Here is a 25204-nt window from a genome sequence, read left to right as displayed (position 1 = left end):
ATCAGCTGTCACCGGTAGAGTTTGAAAAACGTTACGCAATGAGCTTGCAAGGTGTCTAGAGAATCCGGGGCGATTCACGATATCGGTTACGACGAGGCTGCCGAGTTGGGTGCGGTGATTCGCGATTGCTGGGGCGCGAAGCTCAACCGGCAGTTTCCGGATTCGGGTTTTGAGGCGCGGCTTTTGCTTGATGATGAACTGGATGAGGTCTGGGTGAGATTGTGCAGCTTGTGATTTTTGATCTGGCGTATACGCGTATCGCTGACGTGTGAGGGATAATGACTGTCATACGAGGTTTACTGGCATCCCTCTCAACCATGACCCTCTGCATCCTGATCACACTATTCATCATGGGGCACTGCTGGCCCGAGATGCCTTACGAGCAAGCGCTGGGTTATCTGTCGGGCGCCGGGCTGGCGGGGATGGTGGCGGGAGCATTGATTTTTTCGACTGTTCGGAAGTCGAGGCTTCGGCGTTTTTGCTGAAGAGGCATCAGGAGGGCTTCGGTGTGCGACGGGCCCCTGATTCTCATCAGGCGCCCGGCACCACGACTGGTTTCACGCGTTGAAACGACGGACCAAAGCGCTGAGGTTGTCAGCCAGACGTGACAGTTCCAGACTGGCCGAGTGTGTCTGTTCTGCCCCGGCACGGATGACTTGAATGAAAATGTGACCCATATCCGCTGCCACCTCCACATTCCGGGTTTACCCGTACCGCTCGCCGTCACATAATCGCGCTGAATCCCTTCCAGGAGACGGCCTTGCCGAGCGCAGCCCCTTCATCGTCAGTTTTGCTGGTCCAGCTATCCGACAGTCATCTGTTTGCCGAGGCGGACGGCACGTTGCTGGGCATGAATACCCGTGACAGCCTGGAAAAGGTGGTCGAGCGGGTGCTGGCCGAGCAGTCGGATATCGATGCGGTGATTGCCAGTGGGGATATTTCCCAGGATGGCAGCGTGGAGTCGTATGAGGCGTTTCGTCGGCTCAGCGGACAGATTGCAGCACCTGCGCGCTGGTTTGCCGGCAATCATGATGAGCTGCCGCAAATGGAGCAGGTGGCGCAGGGCGTCGGGTTGCTGGAGCCGGTGCTGGATATCGGCCAATGGCGGGTGACGTTGCTGGATTCTGCGGTGCCAGGTTCTGTGCCGGGGTTTCTGGCTGAATCGCAATTGCGGTTGCTGGCGCAGTCCTTGAGCGAGGCGCCCGACCGGCATCATCTGGTTTGTCTGCATCATCATCCGGTGACCATCGGTTGTGAATGGATGGCGCCGATCGGTTTGCGCAACGCCGAGGCGTTTTTTGCGGTTTTGGATCGATTTCCGCAGGTTCGTGCCGTGCTCTGGGGGCATGTGCATCAGGAATTCGACCAGATGCGACAGAACGTGCGGTTGCTGGCCTCGCCTTCGACCTGTATCCAGTTCGCACCGGGCAGTGAGGACTTCAAGCTGGACACCCTCGCGCCAGGCTACCGATGGCTGCGTTTGCACGATGACGGACAGCTTGAAACGGGCGTTTCCCGCGTGGTCGGCATGGTGTTCGAGGCCGATTACGGCGGCACCGGCTACTGAATCGTCTTACGTAACTATTTCCAGTAAGGTTTTGTCGCGTTAGTCCCTGTAAACTGCGCGGCTTTGCTTTGCACCCAGGAGCGGCAGCGTGACCAGTGAAACCCCCTCATTGCTGTACATCCATGGCCTGAACAGCTCGGCTCTGTCGAAAAAGGCCTGCCAGTTGCTCGCGCTGATGAAGACGCTGGGTCTTGCCGAACAGCTTCAAGTCCCTGAACTGCATCATCATCCGCGTCAGGCCATGGTTCAGCTTGAGTCGGCCATTGCTGCGCTGGGTCGGCCTCTGCTGGTCGGCAGCTCGCTCGGCGGCTACTATGCGACTCATTTGGCGCAGCGCCACGGTCTAAAGGCCGTGCTGATCAACCCGGCTGTCAATCCGCATCAGTTGTTCGACGGGTTTCTCGGCACGCAGCAGAATCTGTACACCGGTGAGCAGTGGCAACTGACACAAGACCATATCGACGCGCTGGCGGAACTGGAAGTGCCCGCCCCTCAGGATCCGCAGCAGATTCAGGTCTGGCTGCAGACGGGTGATGAGACGCTGGATTACCGCCGCGCCCAGGCGTTCTATCGTGCCTGCGCATTGCGCATACAGCCCGGTGGCGATCACAGCTATCAGGGATTTGCCGAGCAACTGCCAGCGCTGCTGAGTTTTGCCGGGTTTGCCCCGAGCCTGTTGCAGGGGATTGATCTGTCAGCGCTGTAAATGACTGCCGGTCAAGGCATAAAAGAACTTTCAACTCCCGAAATTTAATGAACGATTGATAACGAGAACCCATGGCCAATCCCAGCGCTAGCTCTTATAACGCAGACGCCATCGAAGTCCTCTCGGGCCTCGATCCGGTTCGCAAACGTCCGGGCATGTACACCGACACCTCGCGGCCCAACCACTTGGCGCAGGAAGTCATCGACAACAGTGTCGACGAGGCCCTGGCCGGTCACGCGAAGTCGGTGCAGGTCATTCTGCATGCCGACAACTCCCTTGAAGTGTCCGATGATGGTCGCGGCATGCCGGTGGACATTCACCCGGAAGAGGGCGTGTCTGGCGTCGAGCTGATCCTTACCAAGCTCCATGCAGGCGGCAAGTTTTCCAACAAGAACTATCAATTTTCCGGCGGCTTGCACGGCGTAGGGATTTCGGTGGTCAACGCGCTTTCCACTCAGGTCCGGGTGCGGGTCAAGCGTGACGGCAACGAATACGAAATGACCTTTGCCGATGGCTTCAAGGCCACCGAGTTGGCGGTCATCGGTACGGTTGGCAAACGCAACACCGGCACCAGCGTGTATTTCGCGCCCGACCCCAAGTATTTCGACACGCCGAAGTTTTCCGTCAGCCGCCTCAAGCATGTGCTCAAGGCCAAGGCCGTTCTGTGCCCGGGCCTGCTGGTCAGCTTCGAAGACAAATCCACCGGCGAGAAAGTCGAGTGGCATTACGAAGACGGCCTGCGCTCCTACCTGCAGGATTCTGTCACCGAGTTCCTGCGCCTGCCGGATGAGCCGTTCTGCGGCAGTTTTGCGGGCAACAAGGAGGCCGTCGACTGGGCCTTGCTCTGGTTGCCGGAAGGCGGCGACAGCGTTCAGGAAAGCTACGTCAACCTGATCCCTACCGCGCAGGGCGGTACGCACGTCAACGGTCTGCGTCAGGGCCTGCTGGATGCGATGCGCGAGTTCTGCGAGTTCCGCAATCTGCTGCCGCGTGGCGTGAAGCTTGCGCCGGAAGATGTGTGGGAGCGCATCGCGTTCGTGCTGTCGATGAAAATGCAGGAACCGCAGTTCTCTGGTCAGACCAAAGAGCGCCTGTCGTCCCGCGAAGCGGCGGCGTTTGTCTCTGGCGTGGTCAAGGATGCGTTCAGCCTGTGGCTCAACACCCACTCCGAACTGGGCCTGCAACTGGCGGATCTGGCGATCAACAACGCCGGTCGCCGCCTGAAGGCCAGCAAGAAGGTCGAGCGCAAGCGCATCACGCAAGGTCCTGCCTTGCCCGGCAAGCTGGCCGATTGCGCTGGGCAGGATCCGGCGCGCTCGGAGCTGTTTCTGGTCGAGGGTGATTCTGCGGGAGGTTCGGCCAAGCAGGCACGCGACAAGGAATTTCAGGCGATCCTGCCGCTGCGCGGCAAGATTCTGAATACCTGGGAAGTGGATGGCGGCGAAGTGCTTGCCAGTCAGGAAGTGCACAACATTGCAGTCGCCATCGGTGTCGATCCGGGCGCAACGGACATCAGCCAATTGCGCTACGGCAAGATCTGCATCCTGGCCGACGCCGACTCGGACGGGCTGCACATCGCAACGCTGCTGTGTGCGCTGTTCGTTCAGCACTTCCGTCCATTGGTCGACGCAGGTCATGTATACGTGGCCATGCCACCGCTGTATCGCATCGACCTGGGCAAGGAAATCTACTACGCGCTCGACGAAAGCGAGCGCGACGGGATTCTTGATCGTCTGGTGGCCGAGAAGAAGCGCGGCAAGCCGCAGGTCACCCGATTCAAGGGGCTGGGCGAAATGAACCCGCCACAGCTGCGTGAAACCACCATGGACCCCAACACCAGGCGCCTGGTGCAGCTTACGCTGGATGATTACGCGGCAACCTCGGAAATAATGGACATGCTGCTGGCCAAGAAGCGCGCCGGTGATCGCAAAAGCTGGCTCGAATCGAAAGGCAACCTCGCCGAGGTCATGATTTGATACGAGCCTGGCTCGCCGCCCTGTCCCTTGTGGTCGCGCCGGTTTTTGCGGCCCCGCTCGAGGCCCTGAAACTGCAGTCCGAGCATCCGGTAGACGGCATGGTTGGCGGCAATCTGTCGGGTCTGGCCTCGTGTCACGGTCGGCTGTGGACGGTTTCCGACCGGGACGACAACCTGCTTTACAGTCTTGATGTGTCAGATCGCGTCTGGAAGGCCGAGCCTCATGCTATCGACATGCCGAAGCCTGAGAGCTATCTGCCGTTGAACCTGCGCTCGCTGGCGAACCTGTCATCGATAGTGCGCGGTGGCAGCATGGATTTCGAAGGCATCAGCTGCGATGCGGCGGGCAATCGTTATCTGGTCAGCGAGGCCTACGGCACGGTGCTGAAAGTGCCGTTGGAAGGTGCACCGGTCTGGCTGCCATTGCCTGCGGCGATGGTTGAACAGGCTCGGGCCAACGGCATGTTGCAGCACTTCAATGCGATCTTTGAAGGCATTGCGGTGAACGCCGCAGGCGACCGGATCTGGCTGGCGGCCGAACGCGAAAAGCGCGGGCTGCTGGTGGTGCAGCGTGACAAGGATCAGTGGACCTGTGGACAAAGCTGCGTACTGCTGGCCGAAGCAGGCAAAGATACGCTGCCGCCGCAGCAGAAGCGCAAAAAGGTCTCAACGGATTTTTCTGATATCTCGCTGTACAACGGCAAGCTGTTCACCCTGGAGCGCTCGGTGTATCGCATCTGTCGTCGGGAGCTTGAAACCGGGCAGATCGAGCGTTGCTGGTCATTTTCCAGGGAGGCCATGCTGCCTTCGCGTCGCTATGATCAGCCCTACGGCCTGACCGAGGCGCTGGTGGTGGATGATACCGGTGCCTGGATCGGCATCGACAACAATTCCGGTGCCCGCGCCGATGGCGAAGAACGCCCGATTGTGTGGCGCTTCGCTGCACCTGCCGCGGGCTGGAGTGACGGCCAATGAACCAGGTGGTTCCCGGCAGGCGCGCTGGCAAGGTCCTGATGATTCTGGCCTGGGCGGCCGGTATCTTTCTGGCTACGCGTTTTTTCGGCGACTGGGAAGACAAGCAGCAGAACCCCAATACCGTGGTCTCCTCGCAGCACGGCGATGGTTATATTGAAGTGCAGCTTGCGGGCAACCGTCAGGGGCATTTCGTCAGTACCGGCCAGATCAATGGCCGGACGGTAGAATTCATGATCGACACCGGGGCGACGGACGTTGCCATCCCCGGTGACATGGCCGACAGCCTGGGCCTGAAGCGCGGTCTGCCGGTAACCGTCAGCACGGCCAACGGCAACAGCCAGGGTTTCCGGACTTCGCTCGACCGGCTGCAACTGGGCGACATTGTCCTGACCAACGTGCGCGCCCTGGTCGCGCCGGGTCTGGAAGGCGATCAGGTGCTGCTGGGCATGAGCGCAATGAAACAACTCGAATTCACACAGCGCGGCGGCAACTTGCTGCTGCGCCAGTCAACACAATGATGAGGCCCGCATGAGCGACTCCCTTGACCTCAGCCTGGATGGCGTAGAACGCCGCTCGCTGGCTGACTTCACCGAACAGGCCTACCTCACCTATTCCATGTACGTGATCATGGACCGTGCCCTGCCGCATATCGGCGACGGCCTGAAGCCCGTACAGCGCCGTATCATCTACGCCATGAGCGAGCTGGGCCTGGGCGCGGATGCCAAGCACAAGAAATCGGCGCGTACCGTCGGTGACGTGCTCGGTAAATTCCACCCTCACGGCGATTCGGCCTGCTACGAGGCCATGGTGCTGATGGCCCAGCCGTTCAGCTATCGCTACACGCTGGTGGACGGCCAGGGAAACTGGGGTGCGCCGGACGATCCCAAGTCCTTCGCGGCCATGCGTTACACCGAGGCGCGCCTGTCACGCTATTCCGAGGTGCTGCTCAGCGAATTGGGTCAGGGCACGGCGGACTGGGTGCCGAACTTTGACGGCACGCTGGACGAACCGGCTGTCTTGCCTGCGCGTTTGCCGAACATCCTGCTCAACGGCACCACGGGTATTGCCGTGGGCATGGCGACCGACGTACCGCCGCATAACCTGCGCGAAGTCGCGAGTGCCTGCGTTCGCTTGCTGGACGAGCCGAAAGCGACCATTCAAGAGTTGTGCGAACACATTCTGGGGCCGGATTACCCGACTGAAGCGGAAATCATCACGCCTCGCGCCGACCTGCTGAAAATCTACGAAACCGGTCGCGGTTCGGTACGGATGCGTGCGGTGTATCGCATCGAAGACGGCGACATCGTGGTCACCTCGCTGCCGCATCAGGTCTCCGGTGCCAAGGTGCTGGAGCAGATCGCTGCCCAGATGCAGGCCAAGAAACTGCCGATGGTGGCCGACCTGCGTGACGAGTCGGACCACGAGAACCCGTGCCGCATCGTGATCATTCCGCGCTCCAACCGCGTCGAACTCGACGAGTTGATGCAGCATCTGTTCGCGACCACCGAGCTGGAATCCAGCTACCGGGTCAACATCAACATCATCGGTCTGGACGGCAAACCGCAGCTCAAGAACCTCAAGTCCCTGCTCAGCGAGTGGCTGACCTTCCGTATCGGAACGGTGCGCCGTCGTCTGCAGTTCCGTCTGGACAAGGTCGAGCATCGCCTGCACCTGTTGGATGGTTTGCTGACGGCTTACCTGAACCTGGATGAAGTGATTCACATCATCCGTACGGCCGAGCACCCGAAGGCCGAGCTGATCGCTCGCTTTGACCTGTCGGAAATCCAGGCCGATTACATCCTCGATACCCGTTTGCGCCAATTGGCGCGTCTGGAAGAGATGAAGCTGCGCAGCGAACAGGATGCACTGCGTAAGGAACAGGCCAAGCTTCAGGCGCTGCTGGGCAGCGAGTCCAAACTGCGCAAGCTGGTGCGTGCCGAGCTGATCGCCGATGCCGAAACCTACGGCGATGACCGTCGCTCGCCTATTGTGGCGCGTGCCGAAGCCAAGGCGCTGTCTGAAAACGAACTGATGCCGACCGAACCGGTCACCGTGGTGCTGTCCGAAAAAGGCTGGGTGCGCTGCGCCAAGGGGCATGACATCGACGCGACCGGGCTTTCCTATAAGGCAGGCGATGGCTTCAAGACGTCAGCCATCGGGCGCTCCAACCAGTTTGCGGTCTTCATCGACTCGACCGGGCGCAGCTATTCGGTTGCCGCGCATACCTTGCCGTCCGCGCGCGGGCAGGGCGAGCCGTTGACCGGCAAGCTGCAGCCTCCGCCGGGTGCGACGTTCGAATGCGTACTGCTGCCTGACGATGAGTCGCTGTATGTGATCGCCTCCGACGCCGGTTACGGGTTCGTCGTGAAGGGTGAAGATCTGCAGGCCAAGAACAAGGCGGGCAAAGCCTTGCTGAGTCTGCCGAATGGCGCGAAGGTCATCCTGCCGCGGCCGGTGACCGATCGCGAGCAGAACTGGCTGGCGGCAGTGACGACAGAAGGCCGTCTGCTGGTGTTCAAGATCAGCGACCTGCCACAACTGGGCAAGGGCAAGGGCAACAAGATCATCGGTATTCCCGGCGAGCGGGTTGCGAGTCGTGAGGAATACGTGACCGATCTTGCGGTCATCGCACAGGGCGCTACGCTGGTGCTTCAGGCAGGTAAACGCACGCTTTCGCTCAAGCCCGAGGATCTGGAACATTACAAGGGCGAACGCGGCCGTCGCGGCAATAAGCTCCCGCGTGGCTTCCAGCGAGTCGACGCCTTGTTGGTGGAAAATGGCTGAAAACATTGATCTGGCGCGGGTGTTCTTCGTTTTGCCATGAAGTACGATGCATAATCGCTGGAGTCATGGCGAATATTCACGGATGATATGAGGTCTTGGGGCGCAAGCGTGGCGCAGTGCCTGCATGGGTCTGGAAAGTATTTATACTGTGGCTTCCCTTGGGGCAGCCACCTGGATGGGATGATGAATTTTCTACGCCTTCCCTTTGTCCTGTTGATGACCGGCGTCCTGGGTCTGGCTGGCTGCAGCGTGCACCAGCCGACCGCGCTTTATCAACTCGACAGCGGTGAGCCTGGTCAGCCGAAACAGAGTAGTGGTCTGGCAGTCTTGCTGGGCCCTGTTTCGGTGGCCGACTACCTGCAACGCGAAACCCTTCTGCAACGACAGCCTGACGGCACCCTGACCGCTTCGCCCGATGGGCGCTGGGCGGGAAATCTGTCGTCGGATATCGATCAATTATTGCTGCGTCAACTGGCCTGGAAGCTTGATAGCCAACGGGTCGTGCTGGCGCCAGCGGTTGCCAACTTCTCGCCTGATGTCCAGGTGGTGTTGTCGATCACTCGCCTTGATTCCGGTGCAAAGCAGCCCGCTGTTCTGGATGCGCAATGGCGCTTGCTGGACCGCAAGGGGCACGTGCGCGACAGTCGACTGGTGCATCTCGAGCAGGTCCATGCGGGCAGCTCGGCCGATCAGGTCAAGGCCCAGGGCATGTTGCTGCAGCGCCTGGCCGATCAGGTCAGCACGGCCATCAAGCCTATCTCCTGGCAGCCACTTGAAGAGCCGAAGAAAGCCCCGGTGGCCCGCGCCAAAGAAGCCGACAAACCTCGAATTCCGATGGCTTCACCGATACGCACCGACCTTGAAGTGTTCCGCTTCTAAGGCTTGGAAAAACAAAAAGCCCGCAGCGATGCGGGCTTTTTATTGGGCGATATTCCGAGGGTGATCAGCGCCTGCAGGATGTGACGTGGAGCGTCGTGGGATGCCTGCCCACGCGAAGCATGGTGACGTCTTTCAAGACGGCCCGCGCCCAGTGTGACGCATGCGCGTCACGGGCGGAGGCGAGCGTTTGTCAGGCCTTGTGCGTTTCGTGCATTCGCGCCAGTTGGCGCTCCAGCATGGACGGGTAGGGCTCCATCAAGCGCTCCACACAACAGGCGCCTTCCGGGCTTGCAATGGGGCGGATTCGGGCACGTTGACGGATCAGAGGGTCGTCGTTGATCCTGCGCTCCACCAGCAGCAGGTTGCGGCTGTGTTGCGACAGCGCCAGTGCGTCCTGCGCGGTTTCGGTCAGCAACAGGTCGATCTGACTCAGGCCGCCGAGGCCTTCACCCAGCGTCAGACCCAGTTGCAGTTGCAAGGTAATGCCGCTGTCAGCGACCTCGATCTGCAAGGCATGGCTCAGCGCACGCAGGAGTTCGCCGCAGCAGATGGCGTTGGTCAGGTAGTCGTCGCCGCTTTCCTGACTGTGGAACAGCATCAGCGTGCTGCCATCGTTCAGAGTATGAAGCTCACTTTCGTACAGCGACGCAGCCTGATCGAGGCAGTCGCGGTAGCGCTGCAACAATTCGGTCAGGCGGGCACGGGGCAGGCGGCGCAGTTGGTCCTGTGCGCCCAGTTGTACTGCCAGAACGGCGCTGTGCCGAGGCTCGCTCGATACCACCGGAGCAGCAACCGGGCGGGCGGTGGGCGCCGGGCCGGCGCTGTCGGACGTGTCGCGCAACTCGGCAAATGGATCATCGCCGTCGTCCTCTTCATCTTCCTCGGCAACGATACGACGTTGAACCGGTGGCGCAGGCAGTCGAGGCTTGGCCAGCGATACAGGATCTCGCGCGGAAAATGACGGCGCCGGTTTTTCGTCCGGCTCAAGATAAGGGTCGTCGCCTTCGTCTTCTTCTTCGTACTCGGGTTCCGGCACGGGTTCAGGCTCTGGAACAGGCGGGGCGAAGGATGTACGCAACTGACGCGCCAGATCACCGATTTCATCCTGGCGATCGGTTGCCGGCGTGTAGGGGTCGATATCGCGCAGCCAGATGCGCATCTGCATCAATGGTGTCGAGATGTGGCGACCCAGACGCAGACTCAGGGCCAGCGCCAGCGCCAGCAGAATGCCCGCCAATATGCCCATGCTTTGCAGGCTGATGGTCATCGGCTGCTGGAATTGCGACATGTCGAGGCTGATGCGCAGATGACCCGCCATCACGTCCTGGAACGTTATCTTGATTTCGTACAAGCCCTGGGCTTCACCCAAAAGCCCGTTTTTCGGGCGCTGGCCGGCTTCGGCAAGGATGCGGTTGTCCACGCTGTAGATCGCGGCATGCGCCACCAGCGGGTTCTTGACCAGATTGCCCAGCAGCACGTTGAGGCTGAGGATGTCGTTGGACACCAACAGCTCGGTGGCCGAGGTGGCGGTCTGGGTCGTCAGGGCCTGCCCCAGTGCGTCAGCCTGTTCATGCATGGCCTGCTTGAACTGCAGGCCCATGACACCGGCGTAGATCACCAACGCCAACGCGACCAGGATCACGTTATGGCTGGCAATGCGCAAAGCGATCGGTACACGGCGATGACGCAGGGCACGAAAGATGAGCAGGAAGAAATTATCGGTTTTAACGGGCGTGTGCCGGTTCACAGAGCACGGCTCTTTCGGTGAAGTTGCCGGGCAGTATAACGATCGACCTTGTAGCGGCAAAGCGCTGCCTGTGCCCGGTGGTCACTGAAAGTGGTTAGAATGCGGTTTTTTTCCACTGCGGGGGTGCGCCTTGCGCGAAATCGTCCTGATTAACATCACCGGTGTAGACCGTCCCGGTCTCACTGCGGCCATCACCGGCGTCCTCGCCCAGGGTGGCGTGAACATTCTCGATATTGGTCAGGCGGTGATCCACGACACGCTGTCGTTCGGCATGCTGGTTGAAATTCCGGGAACCGAACAGGGTTCTTCCGTGCTCAAGGACATCCTGTTCACCGCCTACAAGCTGGATCAGCAAGTGCGCTTCACGGCGGTGTCCGAAGAGGATTATCAACACTGGGTCGAAGGTCAGGGCAAGGCGCGTCATATCGTGACACTGCTGACGCGCAAGGTGACTGCCGAGCAATTGCAGTGCGTGAGCTCCATCACGGCCAAATACGGGCTGAACATCGACCAGATCGATCGCCTGTCCGGCCGCATGCCGCTCGATACACCGGCCGACAAGGGCAAAGGCTGTATCGAGTTCTCCGTACGGGGCGAGCCCGGTGATATGAAAGCCATGCAGGCGGAGTTTCTCGCCGTCGCGCAGGACCTCAACGTCGATATCGCGTTCCAGCAGGATTCGCTGTTCCGTCGCAATCGTCGGCTGGCGGTGTTCGACATGGACTCGACGCTGATTGAAGCTGAAGTGATCGATGAGCTGGCCAAGGCGGCTGGCGTTGGCGAGCAGGTGTCCGAAATCACCGAGCGAGCCATGCGTGGCGAGCTGGATTTCAGTGCCAGTTTCAAGGAGCGACTGGCGTTGCTCAAAGGTCTGGACGTCAGCGTACTGGACGAAATCGGTGCTTCGCTGCGTCTCACCGAAGGTGCCGAAACGCTGTTCGCTGAACTCAAGCGTCTGGGTTACAAAACCGCGATTCTGTCGGGCGGCTTCACCTACTTTGCCAAGCAGCTCCAGGCGAAGCTGGGCATCGATTATGTGTTTGCCAACGAGCTGGCAGTAGAAGATGGCAAGGTCACGGGTGTGGCCGTCGAACCGATTGTCGACGCCAAACGCAAGGCTGACCTTCTGCGCGAGCTGGCTCACAAGGAAGGCCTGAGTCTTGAGCAGACCATCGCTGTGGGCGACGGTGCCAACGACCTGCCGATGCTGGCGATTGCCGGACTGGGCGTGGCTTTCCGCGCCAAGCCTCTGGTCAAGCAGTCAGCCAGACAGGCGATCTCGACACTGGGTCTGGACGGGGTTCTGTATCTGCTGGGTTTTCGCGACCGCGAAGCCAGTCGCTGAAAGTGCAGGGCAGGGCCGTGATCGCGTGAGTGATGGCGGCCTTTACAGCGAGCCCCACAGTGAATCGAATTCCTGCCCCGGCTTGGTTTTTTCGATCTCGGCAGCTTTGGGCGCGTCGTATATCCGGTATTCGAACTGGTTGTAACTGGCGCTGCTGATACGCCGATTGCCCAGTGTCGCGCGCCGCTCTTCGCCATTGACGTTGATCATGACTTTGCTGTCGTCCTGAAACGGCAGGCGAGGTGCGAGCACGGTCGCAGGTTTGTCCATCGCCCGTACTTCCGGCAGCATCAAGGTCCGAAGGTACTGGCTGTTCTGCGATTCGCGGATCAGTTGCATGCCGCACGGCTGGGCAAAGGGTGCGATCAGCTCGATGCCCATCTGCGTGCCGCCGCTGCGCACCTGCCGAACCCACCGCACAATGGCGATGCTCCAGCCTTGCCCGGAGTCATCCTGGATACCCACCAGCTCACCCGCCTGCAACTGCTGCGGCACGTCTTTGTGCCATGCAAGGCAATAACCGCCCGGGCTGTGGTTGACGATGTTCACGTCAAAGATCGGAAATGTGTGCTGCGCATTGGACGTGGAGTCGCCATCGGCGTCGGACTTCTGGTATTCGATTTCTTCGTAGGGCAGCAGAACCGAAGACGTATTGCCACGCTGCGTATCGAACGCGGACGACCAGGGATCGTCGTCGTTCTCGTTGACCACTTTGAGCGCGAAATCGGCAATGTGGCTGGTCGTGTTCAGTTGCAGCAGTTCGCTGAACGACTTCTGCCCGGCAACGTAGTAATGAACCGCGCTCATGCCAATGCAGAGCTTCAGCGTGCCCTGGCCCACCGTGCGCTGGAAAGTGCGTTCGGCAACATCTCCCCAGGCCGCCGCCAAGTGTTGCAGCAGGTCGGTGTTGACGCCGGTCGGGATGAGCAGCTTGGCAGGACCACGCTGATCGGCCGGCAAGGCGAGGTAATGGTTGATTGCATCCGCCAGTGCCAGTGGCTGGATCCCCAGCATCCTGGGCATTTGCTCGTCGGTGAACAGTGTCCGATACAGCGGTGGCTTGTCGGTGGCAGGGTCCAGCGCCAACAGGCTGTGTTCGTCGGCGGGTAGCTGCAGCGTCACCATCGCACTCCAGCTTTCAAGCGCATCTGCCAGCTTGCCGATGTTCAGCTGGCGCATCTGATTGCAGCGTGAGCACCCCATCAAAAGGGCAATCACGTAGGTCTGTTCGGCGCTGAGCGTGCGGGTGTGATGAGCCAGTGGTTCGTCTACCTGCGTGCGATGCAACTGGAACTGGCGGGCAATCTGATAAAGCTGATGAAGTTCGAGCCAGAGACCTTCCTGAACCGGGCAATACAGTTGATTGGCACGAATCAGCGGGCCATTCAGGCCATGCAGCGCCCGTTGCAATGCCGTGGTCAGCATCACGCTCTGGTCCTTGCTGTAACGCGGGGCGATCTGCTGAATAACCTGCTTGTAGCCGGTTGCCAGATGGTTCTGCAGTGCCTGGCAAAGATTGGCCACCTTGCGCGGGCGCTCGTCGAGCACAATGGCCTGATTGAGAAAGTGCCGCTCAAGGTGCTTGCAGACGAAATAGACTTCGGGGCGCAACAATTCCAGCATTTGCAGGCGATTGTCACTCGGGGTGATCAACTGGTTGAGTTCGCTGAGGCCCTGATACAGCTGACGGGCCATTTCACCGAGGTTTGCCTTGGGCAGTCGGGAGATCCAGCGTTTGAGGTCGCGGGGCGTGGGCTCACTGAATGACAGGCTCGACTGCGTTGGCGTGGGTGCACGCAACAGCAGAGGCAGGCTCAAATTACTCATGTGACAGGCGAACTCCAACGACTCTCTGGCCCGGACGGCGACTCCATGCTGGCAATGGGCCACATCCTTCGGTAGGAGGATGTGGACCCGGTGCCACTGAAAAAGTGCAACGTATCCTTACGCACCGATGCTTTCACTCTACCAGTATCGGTGCAAACACGCAGCTATTATGGCCTGAGGCCATCAAGCCTCGGCAATTGGCTTCGCAGCGCCGAGTGCCTGCCCCATCTGGACTTTGGAGAGCGCGCTTAACTGCTCGGCCCATTTAACCTGGTTAGGTCCGAACAGCACGATGGCCGTGGAACCCAGTTTGAAGCGACCCATCTCTGCGCCTTTCTCCAGATGGATTGGTGCGCGTGCGGCTTCGTCGTAGCTGAACGTCTTCAGTTCGCGCTTGGGGGGCGTGACCAGTCCGGCCCAGACCGTTTCGACCGAGGCCACGATCATCGCGCCCACCAGAACGACAGCCATCGGGCCCAGCTCGGTATCGAACAGGCAGACAACGCGCTCATTGCGGGCAAACAATTCCGGAACGTTTTCAGCCGTGGTCTGGTTGACCGAGAAAATACGGCCAGGCACATAGACCATTTCGCGCAGCGTGCCGGCCAGAGGCATGTGGACGCGATGGTAATCCTTCGGCGACAGATAAACAGTGGCGAACTCGCCGCCCATGAACGGTGCGGACAGTTTCGGATCGCCGCCCAGCAGTTCAAGCACGCTGAAGCTGTGACCCTTGGCCTGAAAGATGCGGCCGTGATCGATCGAACCCATCTGACTGATGGTGCCGTCGGCAGGTGAAAGCACGGCGCCCGGCGTGTTGTCCAGCGGGCGCGCATCGGCCTTCAGTGCGCGAGTGAAGAAGGCATTGAAGTGCTCGTAGGCGGTCAGGTCTTCGACCAGCGCCTGCGACATGTCGACCTGATAGCGGCGAACGAACCAGGCGGTGAAGGCGTTCTTGAACCAGGTGACGCGGCATTCGGCGACCAGGCCAGCGATACGGGACAGCAGGTGATGAGGCAACAGGTACTGACTGAGGATAAACAAACGATCTTTCATTGATATTCCTGAACTTGATAAGGAAACGGGCGGGACTCAAAAGGTTGAGCCCGGCCTTGGTCATTTTTCGACAGGCGTGTCCGGGTGATTGCCCCATTCGCCCCATGAGCCGGCATACGCCTTGACCCTGGGATAGCCCAGCGCCTTGGCCACCAGATAGGTGAAGCCGGAACGATGGTGGGTCTGACAATGGGTGATCACTTCCTTGTCGGCCGTGATGCCCAGGTCCTGCAGAATCTGTGGCATGTCATCGCGAATGCGCAGATGGCGTGCCTTGTCCATGCCGGCCGTCCATTCGAAGTTGACGGCGCCCGGTACGTGTCCCGCCTTGGCCGCCAGCACTTTCTCGCCCGAGTATTCGGTGGGTCCCCGGGCATCCCAAACAGCCAGGTCCGCAGCACCCAGTCGGCTTTGCAGGTATTCGCGAGTTGCCGTCGGCTCGTCGTGCAGCTTAAGAGTCACCGTACCGCCAGCGGCTGTCGGAGTATCACGGTTCAGCGGCAGTGACTGAGCTTCCCAGGCCAGCAGGCCGCCATCCACGTAGTGGTAGCGATGATGGCCGATCACGTCCAGCAACCAGATGAAACGCCCGGCCCACCCGCCACCTTCATCGTCATAGACGACATAGACAGCATCAGGGTTATGGCCCAGTTCGCCAAACAGCCTTTCAAGGTCGGAATGTGCAGGCAACAGGCCGGGCGCAGGTGGCTGGCCAAGTTGAGTGCGCTTGGGATCAACGAAGTGAGCGCCAGGAATGTGCCCGGCCTCGTAGCGAGCGCTGCTGGTCAGATCCACCAGAATCAGTTCCGGGGCCTCAAGGCGCTCAAGCAGATCGTTGGGCTCGATGACCAACGGTAAGCCAGCGAATACGGACATTTGCAGCCTCCGATGAAAAGAAAGATGCGAATTGTACGCCAGGCCTCAGGCTTTGCGATGACTAAAGACGCCGAGCGCGCGCTCAATGCATTGCGCGGTTTTTCCGAATGCCTGAACGGAAATTTCTGACAGTGTGCCGCCGCCCTGATCAGCGACCACCAGCATCATGACTTTGCCGTTGCTGCTCAGTGAGCGAATCAGCCAATGCTGACCGCTGAACAGCGCTTTGAGCGGTGCCGGCAACAGGGCGGAAAACTGGGCGATATTGGCAGGCGTCATGCGCAGCTGGGTTGGCTGGGTCAGAAGGCGTTGCAGGACTGTGCTTTCCTTTATAAACAACTGCATCGCTGCAGCCTCGGGCGGCAGTCCGGCAGACTGATGCACGCGCAGCGCCGTTCCAGTCTTGTCCATCATCAGCAGCATGACCCGCTGCATGCCACAGGCAACAAGCGCTTCTCGGGCAGAGGTGGTCAAGTGCATGGCATTGATGAACGGCGTCGGGTCCTGCAGCAGTTCGGCGCATTGCTTGCGCCAGAGCTGCAGAGCATCGGCCGAGGGCGGCGGCGCAGGTTCGTTATCGCGTCTTACGCGTCGTGCATCCCACGGCCAGATCAGGGATTCAGCCGGGTGCCATAGATCCTTTTCGCTGTGATGGCGTGCGCTGCTGGCGGCATTCTGGTGCGCCTGCTGCTGCACATCACCCAATGGCTGTTGCAGGTAAAGGCTGGTGAGTCGTTCCCAGCGCAGGCAGTGTGGGCTGTTCCAGGCATGCTGCGCTGCCAGCGCCAGTCCGTTACCCAGCAGCACGGTGTTGGCGGGCTGGTTGAGCCAGCGGCGCAGGTTGGGGGCGGCATCCATCATCTGCTGTTGCAGCAGCGGATCCTGGTCTTCGCGTGCGATGCGCAGCACCTTGACCAGATCACGCCGCTCGCTGAGCAGCAGTTTGTAACCGCGGGTTACCCAGACCGGCAGGCGCCAGAACTCGGCCAGTGCCAAGCCCAGTTCCAGCAGATTGACGCCGAACAGCTCCTTCTCGACGGCGATGCTGGAGTGGCCTTTATGAATGACGCGAAGTTCGAGTTCTTCGAGCAGCCTGGGATAAGCAAGCGCCATCGGCCAAAGCGGCGCCAGGAACAGCAGGCTGCCCAGATGAATGTCTTGCCACAGCCGCGCCAGACGGCTGGCGAACAGGCCGTTGGCCTGCTGCGTGGCGTGTTGGCTGATCAGGATCAACTGGCGGAAAGCGGCCGGAATCTCTTCAGGCGGCTTGGCGGGCAAACGCCCCAGCAGCACTTCCGTACGCGCCAGACCCAGCCGGTTGATCGCGATTTCCAGGCTTTCGGCCTGTTCGGTGATGCCATGCGTGTGGTGATTGGCTTCGCGCATTACGCTGAGCACCAGCGCAGGACTTTCCTGCATCATTTCCGCTATTTCACGCAGCGAGCGCCGACTGTCGTTGAGTGCCGCACGAACCCGGTCGTGGTTGGCCGCAGGCACTGGCAGCGCGACGCCATCGAGCAGTCTGACCCAGGATTCAAGCGTCTTTGGAACCGGCGGATGTGAAACATGCGTTGTCGACATTCGATGCCCTGTGCAGCTGATTTTCGAGCTGGGAGGCTGCCAGCGTTCTGGGGCGCAACAGCCATTTTGGGTCCCGCGATTCCGGGCCGAACTGGTTTTTTAGCAAGAACTGCCTATAGTCTGGCCCAGTTAGGCCGATAAGGAGAAGAAGAGTTTCAAGAACTTCCGGACTGTCCCTGAACCCGACTCAGTAAAGTATTTTCTCCTATGGCTAAAATTATCGGCATCATTGTCGTTTTCGCGAGTGTCCTCGGCGGATACGTCCTGTCTCACGGCAAGATCATGGCCCTGTTTCAGCCCTATGAGGTGTTGATCATCGGTGGCGCAGCGCTGGGTGCATTTTTGCAGGCCAACCCCGGCCACATGACCATGCACGTGTTCAAAAAGTCGCTGAAGATGTTCGGCACGCGCTTCACTCACGCCTATTACCTTGAAGTGCTGGGGCTGGTTTACGAGATCCTCAACAAGAGCCGTCGCGAAGGCATGATGGCGATTGAAGGCGATATCGAAGAGCCGGCCTCAAGCCCCATCTTCGCCAAATATCCGGGTGTATTGAAAGATGAACGCATGACGGCGTACATCTGTGATTACCTGCGCATCATGTCCTCGGGCAACATGGCTCCCCACGAGCTGGAAGGCCTGTTCGACATGGAGCTGCTGAGCATGAAGGAAGAGCTCGAGCATCCATCGCACGCCATCACCGGTATTGCCGACGGCATGCCCGGTTTCGGTATCGTCGCGGCGGTACTCGGTATCGTGGTGACCATGGCGTCCCTGGGGTCGGGCGACAAGGCGGCCATCGGCATGCACGTGGGTGCAGCACTGGTAGGTACCTTCTTCGGTATTCTCGCGGCCTACGGTTTCTTCGGTCCGCTGGCAACTTCCCTGGCTCACGATGCCAAGGAAGAAATGAACGTCTACGAATGCATCAAGGCTTCTCTGGTAGCCTCGGCCTCTGGCATGCCGCCTTCGCTGGCTGTCGAGTTCGGCCGCAAGGTTCTGTATCCGCTGCATCGCCCCAGCTTCAGTGAGCTGGAACAAGCGGTTCGCGGTCGCTAAGCCATGGAAAATAATCAGCCGATAATCATCAAGCGCGTCAAGCGCTTCGGTGGAGGGCACCACGGCGGCGCCTGGAAAATCGCCTTTGCCGACTTCGCGACGGCAATGATGGCGTTTTTCCTGGTGCTGTGGCTGATGTCGTCCGCCACGCCCGAGCAATTGATTGCCGTGGCCGGTTACTTCAAGGATCCGGTCGGGTTCTCCGACAGCGGTTCGCCCTATGTGATCGATCTGGGCGGCTCGCCTGAAATGTCGCCCAACCAGACGCTCAACCCGGAAGTGAAGACCACGCCTTCGCCGGATACAGTACCTATTGAGTCCGAGACTTCGGAATCCAAGGCTGAGGAAGTCGAGCAGGAGCGTCTCGAAATGCTTCTGCAGGAATTGCAGAACAAGGTCGAAGAGAATCCGCAGTTGCAGAAATTCAAGGACCAGATTCTGTTCGAGATCACGCAGGACGGTCTGCGCATCCAGATCATGGATGCCGACAACCGCCCGATGTTCGACTCCGGCAGTGCGCGCCTGAAACCTTACTTCGAGGACATTCTGCTGGCGATGGCCGACACCATCAAAAGCGTGCCCAACAAGATCAGCATCAGCGGGCATACCGATGCCACTCCGTTTGTAGGCAATGGTGGATTCGGCAACTGGGAACTGTCGGCCAACCGTGCCAACGCGGCACGTCGCGCGCTGGTTGCAGGCGGCTATCCAGAGTCGCAGGTAGCTCGCGTCGTCGGTCATGCTTCCTCGGCGTTGTACGACCCTCAGAATCCGACCAATCCGGTTAACCGGCGTATCGATATCGTCGTGCTGACCAAAAAGGCCCAGGCGCGTATCGAGGGTTCGCAGAACACGGGGGGCGCACCGCAAACGGCTCCGGCACCGACGGCGCCAGCCGCACCCGGAGCAGCGCCGGGCGCTTCGACAGCGCCTGCGCCGGTCGATCCCCAGGCGTACGCCCAGCCTCACGAAATTCGGCAGAAGCTGAATATCTTCGATCAGGGCACGCTGAAGGTCGAGCCGGCTCAGAACTGAGCCATGACGCCAAAGAAAATGCCGCGATGATCGCGGCATTTTCTTTGGCAGAAGCTCAGCTCAGGCAGGTATCAATAACTGTCTTCCGGCAGGCTGGCGATGATCGAGCGATAGCTGTTCATCCGCTGCTGTTGCACGCGTCCGTCTTCGAGCGCCTTGAGCAAGGCACAGCCCGGTTCACGGTCATGCTTGCAGTCGCGGAAACGGCACGTGCCGATCAGGTCGTTGAACTCGATGAAACCTGCTTCCACGTCAGCGCGGCTGACGTGCCCCAGGCCGAATTCGCGGATGCCGGGTGAGTCGATAAGGTCGCCGCCACGGGGAAAGTGGAACAGCCGCGCAGTGGTTGTGGTGTGCGTGCCCTGGCCGGACAGCTCCGACAGCGGGCCGACACGCGTGCCGACTTCAGGCAGCAGGCTGTTGACCAGCGAGGACTTGCCCACACCGGACTGACCCACGAACACGCTGATATGGCCATCCAGGCGCGCCTGCAACTGCTGCATGCCGTCGCCGTGGTGCGCAGACACTTCCAGCACCGGGTAGCCCAGTGTGCGGTAGACAGCCAGCAAGGCGTTGAGCGCGGGAGCGTTCTGCTCGTCGATCAGGTCGGCCTTGTTGAGCAGCAGCAGGGGGTGAATCCCGGCATGCTCGGCGGCAACCAGATACCGGTCGATCAGGTTGGCGTGCGGCTCGGGCATCGGTGCGAAGACAATGACGATCAGGTCGACGTTGGCTGCCACCGGCTTGAGCTGGCCGCGTGAATCCGGGCGGCACAGTTCGGTGGTGCGGGGCAGTTGGGCAACGATCACGCCGATGCCCTGATTGCCAGCGCGCCAGACCACGCGATCCCCTGTCACCAGGGCCGGCAGGTTGGCACGCAAGTGACAGCGGAACACCTGACCGGTCTGTTCGCCTTCCTGGGCCTCGACTTCGACCTGAACGCCGAAGTGGGCAATCACCAGTCCGGTCTGTTCCGGGCCGAGGTCACCGCCTTCGAGTGTTTCGAGCGCGACGGACTCGCGTTTCGCAGCGCGGGCAGCACGTTCGCCCTGAATCTTTTCGATGCGCCAGTTCTGACGACGATTGAGTTGGCGTTTGGCCATGGGTGTTCCGATGTGATGAAGCAGATGAATAGGCAGTACGTTGAATCGGGCGGCAGTCTAGCACGGCCAGGTAAGCTAAACTGCGCGCCTACGCTGAGGAGTCGTCACATGCAGAACAAGCAGAACCTTATCTGGATCGACCTGGAAATGACCGGTCTGGACCCTGACACCGATGTCATCATCGAAATGGCCACGATCATCACCGATAGTGAGCTGAACACCCTGGCCGAAGGCCCGGTGCTTGCGATTCACCAGAGCGATGAAACGCTGTCGCGCATGGACGAATGGAACACCCGTCAGCACGGCGGCTCGGGCCTGACCCAGCGCGTACGTGAAAGCACGGTGACGATGGCTGACGCCGAGGCGCAGACCCTGGCCTTCATCATGCAGTGGGTCCCTGAGCGCAGTTCGCCGATCTGCGGCAACAGCATCTGTCAGGATCGTCGCTTCCTGTATCGCCACATGCCGACTCTTGAGCACTATTTCCACTACCGCAATCTGGACGTCTCGACCCTCAAGGAACTGGCCGCCCGTTGGTCGCCGAACCTTAAGTTCCAGAAGGGCAGTACGCATCTGGCGCTGGACGACATTCGCGAATCCATTGCCGAACTGCGTTTTTACCGCGAGCACTTCATCAAGTGACACATCAGGCCTGTGCGGCGGATGCACCTTCGCTGCACTCTTTCAGTGCATAAGCCTTTCGGCGCACAACGGCGCTGGTTAAACTGCGCGCCCTTGTCGCCGAGTCGTCACCATGTTGCTGATGCTTTATCTGATCGCCATCACTGCCGAAGCCATGACCGGCGCACTGTCTGCCGGGCGACGCGGCATGGACTGGTTCGGCGTTGTGCTGATCGCCTGCGTCACGGCATTGGGCGGCGGTTCGGTGCGGGATGTGCTGATCGGTCATTACCCGCTGACCTGGGTCAAGCACCCGGAATACCTGGTGCTGACCAGTGTTGCGGCGCTGGTGACCATTTTCATCGCCCCGTTGATGCGGCACCTGCGCTCGCTGTTTCTGGTGCTCGATGCGCTCGGGTTGGTGGCCTTCACGCTGATTGGCTGCATGACCGCGCTGGAAGCCGGGCACGGCATGCTGATCGCGTCGGTGTGTGGGGTCATTACCGGGGTGTTCGGCGGTATCCTGCGTGACATCTTCTGCAATGACATCCCGCTGATCTTCCGCCGCGAGCTTTACGCCAGCGTCTCGTTTCTCGCTGCGTGGTGCTTTCTGCTATGCGGGTATCTGGAATTGCCGTCCGGGCAGAGCGTGCTGATCACCCTGTTCGGCGGCTTGCTGCTGCGCCTGCTGGCGATCCGTTTCCACTGGGAAATGCCCAAGTTCGTCTACAAGGATGAGCCTTGATCTGATTGGCTTGCAGGTGTCTGAAACGGTGGAGCGGGGTGAATACAGATACCGTGGAGGCGGCTTGCCGGCGATAGCGTCAGTGCAGTCACTGAAGCGTCTGCTGGAAAAATGAATCGCCGGCAAGCCGCCTCCCACAGGTTTTGTATCTGTCCAGTGAGACGCGCGTAGCGATAAGCGCAGAGCGTGAGGGCCGATCATTGCAAAGGCAGAAAGGTCTAGCGGCCATGCCTGTTCAACGCCCACTTCACATGTTCCCTGACCATCTCCGATGGATACTCGCGCCGGGCTTCCAGCGCTTCGATCACGGGAATGGTCGAAGGTGCGTTGCCCAGTCCGACCGCCAGATTTCTCAGCCAGCGTTCATACCCGGCACGCCGCAAAGGCGATCCCTCTGTGCTGCTCAGAAATGTATCTTCATCCCATAGAAACAGTTCGGCCAGCCCGGCGTTATCCAGATTGTGGCGGGGCTGGAAGTCGCTCTGATCGGTAGGGCGGGCGAAGCGGTTCCAGGGGCAGACGATCTGACAGTCATCGCAGCCGAACACCCGATTGCCGATCAAAGGGCGCAGTTCTTCGGGAATGGAGGTCTTCAGTTCGATGGTCAGGTAGGAAATGCAGCGTCGCGCATCCAGCACATAAGGCCCGACAAAGGCTGCCGTGGGGCAGATGTCGAGGCACGCCGTGCAGCGCCCGCAGTGTTCGGTGGCGTGTGGCGGATCGACCGGCAGCGGGAGGTCCACAAACAGCTCGCCGAGAAAGAAAAAACTGCCGGCCTTGCGATTGAGCACCAGTGTGTTCTTGCCGATCCAGCCCAGTCCGGCCTGTTCGGCGATGGCTTTCTCCAGCACCGGCGCGCTGTCCACGAAGGCCCTGAAACCGAATGGTCCGATGGCTTGCTGAATACGCTCGGCCAGTTGTTGCAGGCGTTTGCGAATCAGCTTGTGGTAGTCGCGGCCCAAGGCGTAACGCGACACGTAGGCTTTTTCAGGCTCGGTCAGGCGCTGAGCCATTTCTGTGTCGCCTGGCAGATAGTCCATACGCAGCGATACTACCCTCAGCGTTCCCGGCACCAGTTCTTCAGGGTGGGAACGTTTGCTGCCATGGGCTGCCATATAGTCCATTTCGCCGTGATAGCCCGCTTCGAGCCAGCGCTGCAGATGCTGCTCGTGGTCTGCCAGATCGAGCCCGGAGATGCCTGCTTCCTGAAAGCCGAGCTCACGGCCCCACGCCTTGATCGATTGCGCAAGGGTGACAAGGTCGTCAGCGGTGGGACGTTCAGCGGTAATAGCGGGCATGCGCAGAGAGAAACCAGAGACAAGGTGCGTATAATTCTGCCAGACATCGGAGCCTAGAGACGCATGTTAGACACGAAACCCGATTTACCCGACGCGCTGTACAGTGCTGCGCAGGTCCGTGACCTCGACGCCCGGCTGATTGCCGCAGGCACGCCAGGCTTCGAATTGATGCAGCGGGCCGCTCACGCAACCTGGCGGGCGATCCGCAGGCGTTGGCCGGAAGCGAGCGAACTGACGGTGCTGACCGGGCATGGCAACAATGCCGGAGACGGTTATCTGGTGGCCTCGCTGGCCCACAAGACCGGCTGGCAGGTTCGCGTGCTGGCCGTCGGTGACCCCGCTGCGTTGAAGGGCGATGCTGCACTGGCCTATGCCGCCGCATCGGGTGTCGATATCCAGCCCTGGGCCAGTCAGCCCATGGCTGGCATTGTTGTTGATGCGCTGCTGGGAACAGGTCTTCAGGGCGATGTGCGCGATCCTTATCGTTCAGCTATCGAGGCGATCAACGCCAGCGGCTTACCGGTGGCGGCGGTGGATATTCCGTCGGGGCTGTGTGCTGATACCGGGCATTGCCTGGGTGTCGCCGTTCGTGCGGACCTCACCGTGACATTCATCGGCCTGAAAATGGGCATGCTGACTGGCGATGCGCCCGATTTGATCGGGCAACTGATTTTTGATGATCTTCAGGCCGACAAGGCCATCGTCGCTCAGGCACCGGTGACTGCAAAGCGACTCGACAAAACCAGCCTGCCTTTCCTGGCGCCTCGACCGCGCACGGCCCATAAAGGTATGTACGGTCGTGTGCTGGTCATCGGTGGCGATCATGGTTTCGGCGGCGCGGCACTGTTGAGCGCCGAAAGCGCATTGCGCAGTGGCGCAGGCATGGTCACGCTGGCGACCCGTGTCGAGCATGTGCCTGCCGCGCTGACACGCATGCCGGAAATCATGAGTGCCGGCATCCATTCAGCCAATCAGCTCATGACGCTGATCGAGGCCGCCAGCGTGCTGGTCGTGGGGCCTGGTCTGGGTCAGGACAGTTGGGGGCGCAGTCTGCTGTCTGCCGCCGCCAACGCAGACAGGCCGCAGGTCTGGGATGCCGATGCACTCAACCAATTGGCGACCGGGCAGGTGGTCCTGCCGAAGAACAGCGTCATCACCCCGCATCCCGGTGAAGCGGCGCGCCTGCTGGGGATCAGTACCCAAGAGGTGCAGAGCGACCGCGCTGCTGCGGCCCATGCGCTGGCGCGTAAATTCAATACGGTCTGCGTGCTCAAAGGCTCTGGCAGCCTGATCGCCGATGTCGATGGGCGACTGGCGCTGTGTGATCGCGGCCACCCTGCAATGGCCACTGCCGGCCTTGGCGATGTGCTGGCCGGGCTGACCGGTGCGCTGATGGCCCAGCACCTGAGTGCGTTCGATGCGGCCTGTCTGGCGGTCTGGCTGCATGCCAGCGCCGGTCAGAAAATCGGTGCATCGGGGCGTGGTATGGCTGCCAGCGATAGTATTCCCGCCATTCGTCAGTTACTGGAGGAGCTGAAACCGTGTCTGATTTAACGCTGCATGTGATTGGCGAAGAGGCCATGATGGCTTTCGGCGCACGCCTCGCTCAGGTCACCGAGGGGGTGGGTGTCATTTTTCTGGACGGGGATCTGGGTGCGGGCAAGACCACGCTTTCGCGAGGCCTGATACGTGGATTCGGGCATGAAGGGGCGGTAAAGAGTCCGACCTTCACCCTCGTTGAGCCCTATGAAACAGGGGCGATCAAGGTTTTTCACTTCGACCTGTATCGACTGGTCGATCCAGAGGAATTGGAGTTCATGGGCGTGCGTGATTACTTCGACGGTGACTCACTTTGTCTCATCGAATGGCCCCAGCGTGGTGCAGGCTTTTTGCCAAAGCCTGACCTGACCATTACCATTAGCCCGCACGGAGAAGGTCGTTCCGTGATATTGAGCCCCACGGGTTCGCGTGGCGAACGCTGGTGTGCCACTTTGGCTTTGGAATTCAAATAGATATGGGGTTAGG

At 60.3% G+C, this 25204-nt stretch carries 22 protein-coding genes; 15 read left to right on the top strand and 7 right to left on the bottom strand.

Annotation, left to right across the window (positions count from 1 at the left end; translation table 11 throughout):
• Positions 1-51 precede the first annotated feature (51 nt).
• From JTJ32_RS18035 to JTJ32_RS18000, 8 genes are all read left to right on the top strand, one after another.
• Positions 52-234, top strand: a complete 183-nt coding sequence (locus JTJ32_RS18035) for a hypothetical protein (protein ID WP_210042850.1) — start codon at positions 52-54, stop codon at positions 232-234.
• Positions 235-760: 526 nt separating this feature from the next.
• The gene (gene cpdA, locus JTJ32_RS18030) at positions 761-1567 is read left to right on the top strand and encodes a 3',5'-cyclic-AMP phosphodiesterase (RefSeq protein ID WP_184321808.1); all 807 of its coding nucleotides are present in this window, start codon (positions 761-763) and stop codon (positions 1565-1567) included.
• Between the two features lie 88 nt (positions 1568-1655).
• Positions 1656-2273: a YqiA/YcfP family alpha/beta fold hydrolase gene (locus tag JTJ32_RS18025; RefSeq protein WP_025993163.1), complete on the top strand. Its 618-nt coding sequence runs from the start codon at positions 1656-1658 to the stop codon at positions 2271-2273.
• Between the two features lie 71 nt (positions 2274-2344).
• On the top strand, positions 2345-4249 hold the full coding sequence (parE, locus tag JTJ32_RS18020; protein ID WP_099229500.1) for a DNA topoisomerase IV subunit B: 1905 nt from the start codon (positions 2345-2347) through the stop codon (positions 4247-4249).
• Positions 4246-5223: an esterase-like activity of phytase family protein gene (locus JTJ32_RS18015; protein WP_210042835.1), complete on the top strand. Its 978-nt coding sequence runs from the start codon at positions 4246-4248 to the stop codon at positions 5221-5223. The genes parE and JTJ32_RS18015 overlap by 4 nt, the downstream gene beginning before the upstream one ends.
• Entirely contained in the window at positions 5220-5741 is a 522-nt protein-coding gene (locus JTJ32_RS18010; protein WP_184321804.1) for a retropepsin-like aspartic protease family protein, read from the top strand. Before JTJ32_RS18015 ends, JTJ32_RS18010 begins: the two co-directional genes overlap by 4 nt.
• Positions 5742-5751: 10 nt before the next feature.
• Positions 5752-8007 (top strand): DNA topoisomerase IV subunit A, encoded by a 2256-nt coding sequence (gene parC, locus JTJ32_RS18005; RefSeq protein WP_099229503.1) that lies wholly within the window; start codon positions 5752-5754, stop codon positions 8005-8007.
• Positions 8008-8190: 183 nt separating this feature from the next.
• A complete protein-coding gene (locus JTJ32_RS18000; protein ID WP_099229504.1) occupies positions 8191-8886 on the top strand; it encodes a PqiC family protein in 696 nt (231 codons plus the stop codon).
• A 190-nt stretch (positions 8887-9076) separates the two neighbouring features.
• On the opposite strand, the gene JTJ32_RS17995 is transcribed toward JTJ32_RS18000, so the two are convergent.
• Positions 9077-10633, bottom strand: coding sequence for a HAMP domain-containing protein (locus JTJ32_RS17995; RefSeq protein ID WP_099229505.1), 1557 nt, complete (start codon positions 10631-10633; stop codon positions 9077-9079).
• A gap of 130 nt (positions 10634-10763) precedes the next feature.
• On the opposite strand from JTJ32_RS17995, the gene serB reads away from it, so the two are divergent.
• Complete coding sequence (serB, locus tag JTJ32_RS17990) at positions 10764-11978, top strand: phosphoserine phosphatase SerB (RefSeq protein WP_099229506.1); 1215 nt, start codon at positions 10764-10766, stop codon at positions 11976-11978.
• A gap of 42 nt (positions 11979-12020) precedes the next feature.
• On the opposite strand, the gene JTJ32_RS17985 is transcribed toward serB, so the two are convergent.
• From JTJ32_RS17985 to JTJ32_RS17970, 4 genes are all read right to left on the bottom strand, one after another.
• Entirely contained in the window at positions 12021-13805 is a 1785-nt protein-coding gene (locus JTJ32_RS17985) for a cyclic-di-GMP receptor FimW-related protein (RefSeq protein WP_099229507.1), read from the bottom strand.
• Positions 13806-13988: 183 nt separating this feature from the next.
• Positions 13989-14867 carry an archaetidylserine decarboxylase gene (gene asd / locus JTJ32_RS17980; RefSeq protein WP_184322146.1) on the bottom strand — a complete coding sequence of 293 codons (879 nt, stop codon included), beginning with the start codon at positions 14865-14867 and terminating at the stop codon, positions 13989-13991.
• A 54-nt stretch (positions 14868-14921) separates the two neighbouring features.
• Positions 14922-15737 carry a thiosulfate sulfurtransferase gene (gene rhdA / locus JTJ32_RS17975; RefSeq protein ID WP_210042833.1) on the bottom strand — a complete coding sequence of 272 codons (816 nt, stop codon included), beginning with the start codon at positions 15735-15737 and terminating at the stop codon, positions 14922-14924.
• 45 nt (positions 15738-15782) lie between these two features.
• On the bottom strand, positions 15783-17318 hold the full coding sequence (locus tag JTJ32_RS17970) for an HDOD domain-containing protein (protein ID WP_210042832.1): 1536 nt from the start codon (positions 17316-17318) through the stop codon (positions 15783-15785).
• Positions 17319-17525: 207 nt separating this feature from the next.
• On the opposite strand from JTJ32_RS17970, the gene motA reads away from it, so the two are divergent.
• Both motA and motB read left to right on the top strand, forming a co-directional pair.
• Positions 17526-18377 carry a flagellar motor stator protein MotA gene (motA, locus tag JTJ32_RS17965; protein ID WP_083181002.1) on the top strand — a complete coding sequence of 284 codons (852 nt, stop codon included), beginning with the start codon at positions 17526-17528 and terminating at the stop codon, positions 18375-18377.
• Between the two features lie 3 nt (positions 18378-18380).
• Positions 18381-19412, top strand: a complete 1032-nt coding sequence (gene motB / locus JTJ32_RS17960) for a flagellar motor protein MotB (RefSeq protein WP_184321796.1) — start codon at positions 18381-18383, stop codon at positions 19410-19412.
• A 71-nt stretch (positions 19413-19483) separates the two neighbouring features.
• On the opposite strand, the gene rsgA is transcribed toward motB, so the two are convergent.
• The gene (gene rsgA / locus JTJ32_RS17955) at positions 19484-20515 is read right to left on the bottom strand and encodes a small ribosomal subunit biogenesis GTPase RsgA (RefSeq protein ID WP_099229510.1); all 1032 of its coding nucleotides are present in this window, start codon (positions 20513-20515) and stop codon (positions 19484-19486) included.
• Positions 20516-20623: 108 nt separating this feature from the next.
• Here rsgA and orn point away from each other — a divergent pair, with 108 nt between their 5' ends.
• Positions 20624-21157, top strand: coding sequence for an oligoribonuclease (gene orn / locus JTJ32_RS17950; protein ID WP_210042831.1), 534 nt, complete (start codon positions 20624-20626; stop codon positions 21155-21157).
• Between the two features lie 112 nt (positions 21158-21269).
• A complete protein-coding gene (locus tag JTJ32_RS17945) occupies positions 21270-21881 on the top strand; it encodes a trimeric intracellular cation channel family protein (RefSeq protein ID WP_099229511.1) in 612 nt (203 codons plus the stop codon).
• A 218-nt stretch (positions 21882-22099) separates the two neighbouring features.
• Here the strand turns inward: JTJ32_RS17945 and queG are convergent, their stop codons facing one another.
• Positions 22100-23179, bottom strand: coding sequence for a tRNA epoxyqueuosine(34) reductase QueG (gene queG / locus JTJ32_RS17940; RefSeq protein ID WP_210042830.1), 1080 nt, complete (start codon positions 23177-23179; stop codon positions 22100-22102).
• A gap of 63 nt (positions 23180-23242) precedes the next feature.
• Here queG and JTJ32_RS17935 point away from each other — a divergent pair, with 63 nt between their 5' ends.
• Entirely contained in the window at positions 23243-24733 is a 1491-nt protein-coding gene (locus tag JTJ32_RS17935) for an NAD(P)H-hydrate dehydratase (protein WP_099229513.1), read from the top strand.
• Positions 24721-25191: a tRNA (adenosine(37)-N6)-threonylcarbamoyltransferase complex ATPase subunit type 1 TsaE gene (tsaE, locus tag JTJ32_RS17930; protein ID WP_184321790.1), complete on the top strand. Its 471-nt coding sequence runs from the start codon at positions 24721-24723 to the stop codon at positions 25189-25191. The genes JTJ32_RS17935 and tsaE overlap by 13 nt, the downstream gene beginning before the upstream one ends.
• Positions 25192-25204 lie beyond the last annotated feature (13 nt).

This window comes from Pseudomonas alliivorans (genome assembly GCF_017826695.1).
In the GTDB taxonomy this organism is placed as follows: domain Bacteria; phylum Pseudomonadota; class Gammaproteobacteria; order Pseudomonadales; family Pseudomonadaceae; genus Aquipseudomonas; species Aquipseudomonas alliivorans.
The sequence above is the reverse complement of the archived record's forward strand: the minus strand, read 5'-3'. Positions and strand labels throughout refer to the sequence as shown.

What these genes read in the sequence shown, in the direction of transcription:
- parE (WP_099229500.1), top strand. Translation starts at nt 2,345, where the DNA reads ATGGCCAATCCCAGCGCTAGCTCTTATAACGCAGACGCCATCGAAGTC.
- JTJ32_RS18010 (WP_184321804.1), top strand. Translation starts at nt 5,220, where the DNA reads ATGAACCAGGTGGTTCCCGGCAGGCGCGCTGGCAAGGTCCTGATGATT.
- parC (WP_099229503.1), top strand. Translation starts at nt 5,752, where the DNA reads ATGAGCGACTCCCTTGACCTCAGCCTGGATGGCGTAGAACGCCGCTCG.
- JTJ32_RS18000 (WP_099229504.1), top strand. Translation starts at nt 8,191, where the DNA reads ATGAATTTTCTACGCCTTCCCTTTGTCCTGTTGATGACCGGCGTCCTG.
- JTJ32_RS17985 (WP_099229507.1), bottom strand. Translation starts at nt 13,805, where the DNA reads ATGAGTAATTTGAGCCTGCCTCTGCTGTTGCGTGCACCCACGCCAACG.
- rhdA (WP_210042833.1), bottom strand. Translation starts at nt 15,737, where the DNA reads ATGTCCGTATTCGCTGGCTTACCGTTGGTCATCGAGCCCAACGATCTG.
- JTJ32_RS17970 (WP_210042832.1), bottom strand. Translation starts at nt 17,318, where the DNA reads ATGTCGACAACGCATGTTTCACATCCGCCGGTTCCAAAGACGCTTGAA.
- motA (WP_083181002.1), top strand. Translation starts at nt 17,526, where the DNA reads ATGGCTAAAATTATCGGCATCATTGTCGTTTTCGCGAGTGTCCTCGGC.
- motB (WP_184321796.1), top strand. Translation starts at nt 18,381, where the DNA reads ATGGAAAATAATCAGCCGATAATCATCAAGCGCGTCAAGCGCTTCGGT.
- rsgA (WP_099229510.1), bottom strand. Translation starts at nt 20,515, where the DNA reads ATGGCCAAACGCCAACTCAATCGTCGTCAGAACTGGCGCATCGAAAAG.
- orn (WP_210042831.1), top strand. Translation starts at nt 20,624, where the DNA reads ATGCAGAACAAGCAGAACCTTATCTGGATCGACCTGGAAATGACCGGT.
- JTJ32_RS17945 (WP_099229511.1), top strand. Translation starts at nt 21,270, where the DNA reads ATGTTGCTGATGCTTTATCTGATCGCCATCACTGCCGAAGCCATGACC.
- queG (WP_210042830.1), bottom strand. Translation starts at nt 23,179, where the DNA reads ATGCCCGCTATTACCGCTGAACGTCCCACCGCTGACGACCTTGTCACC.
- JTJ32_RS17935 (WP_099229513.1), top strand. Translation starts at nt 23,243, where the DNA reads ATGTTAGACACGAAACCCGATTTACCCGACGCGCTGTACAGTGCTGCG.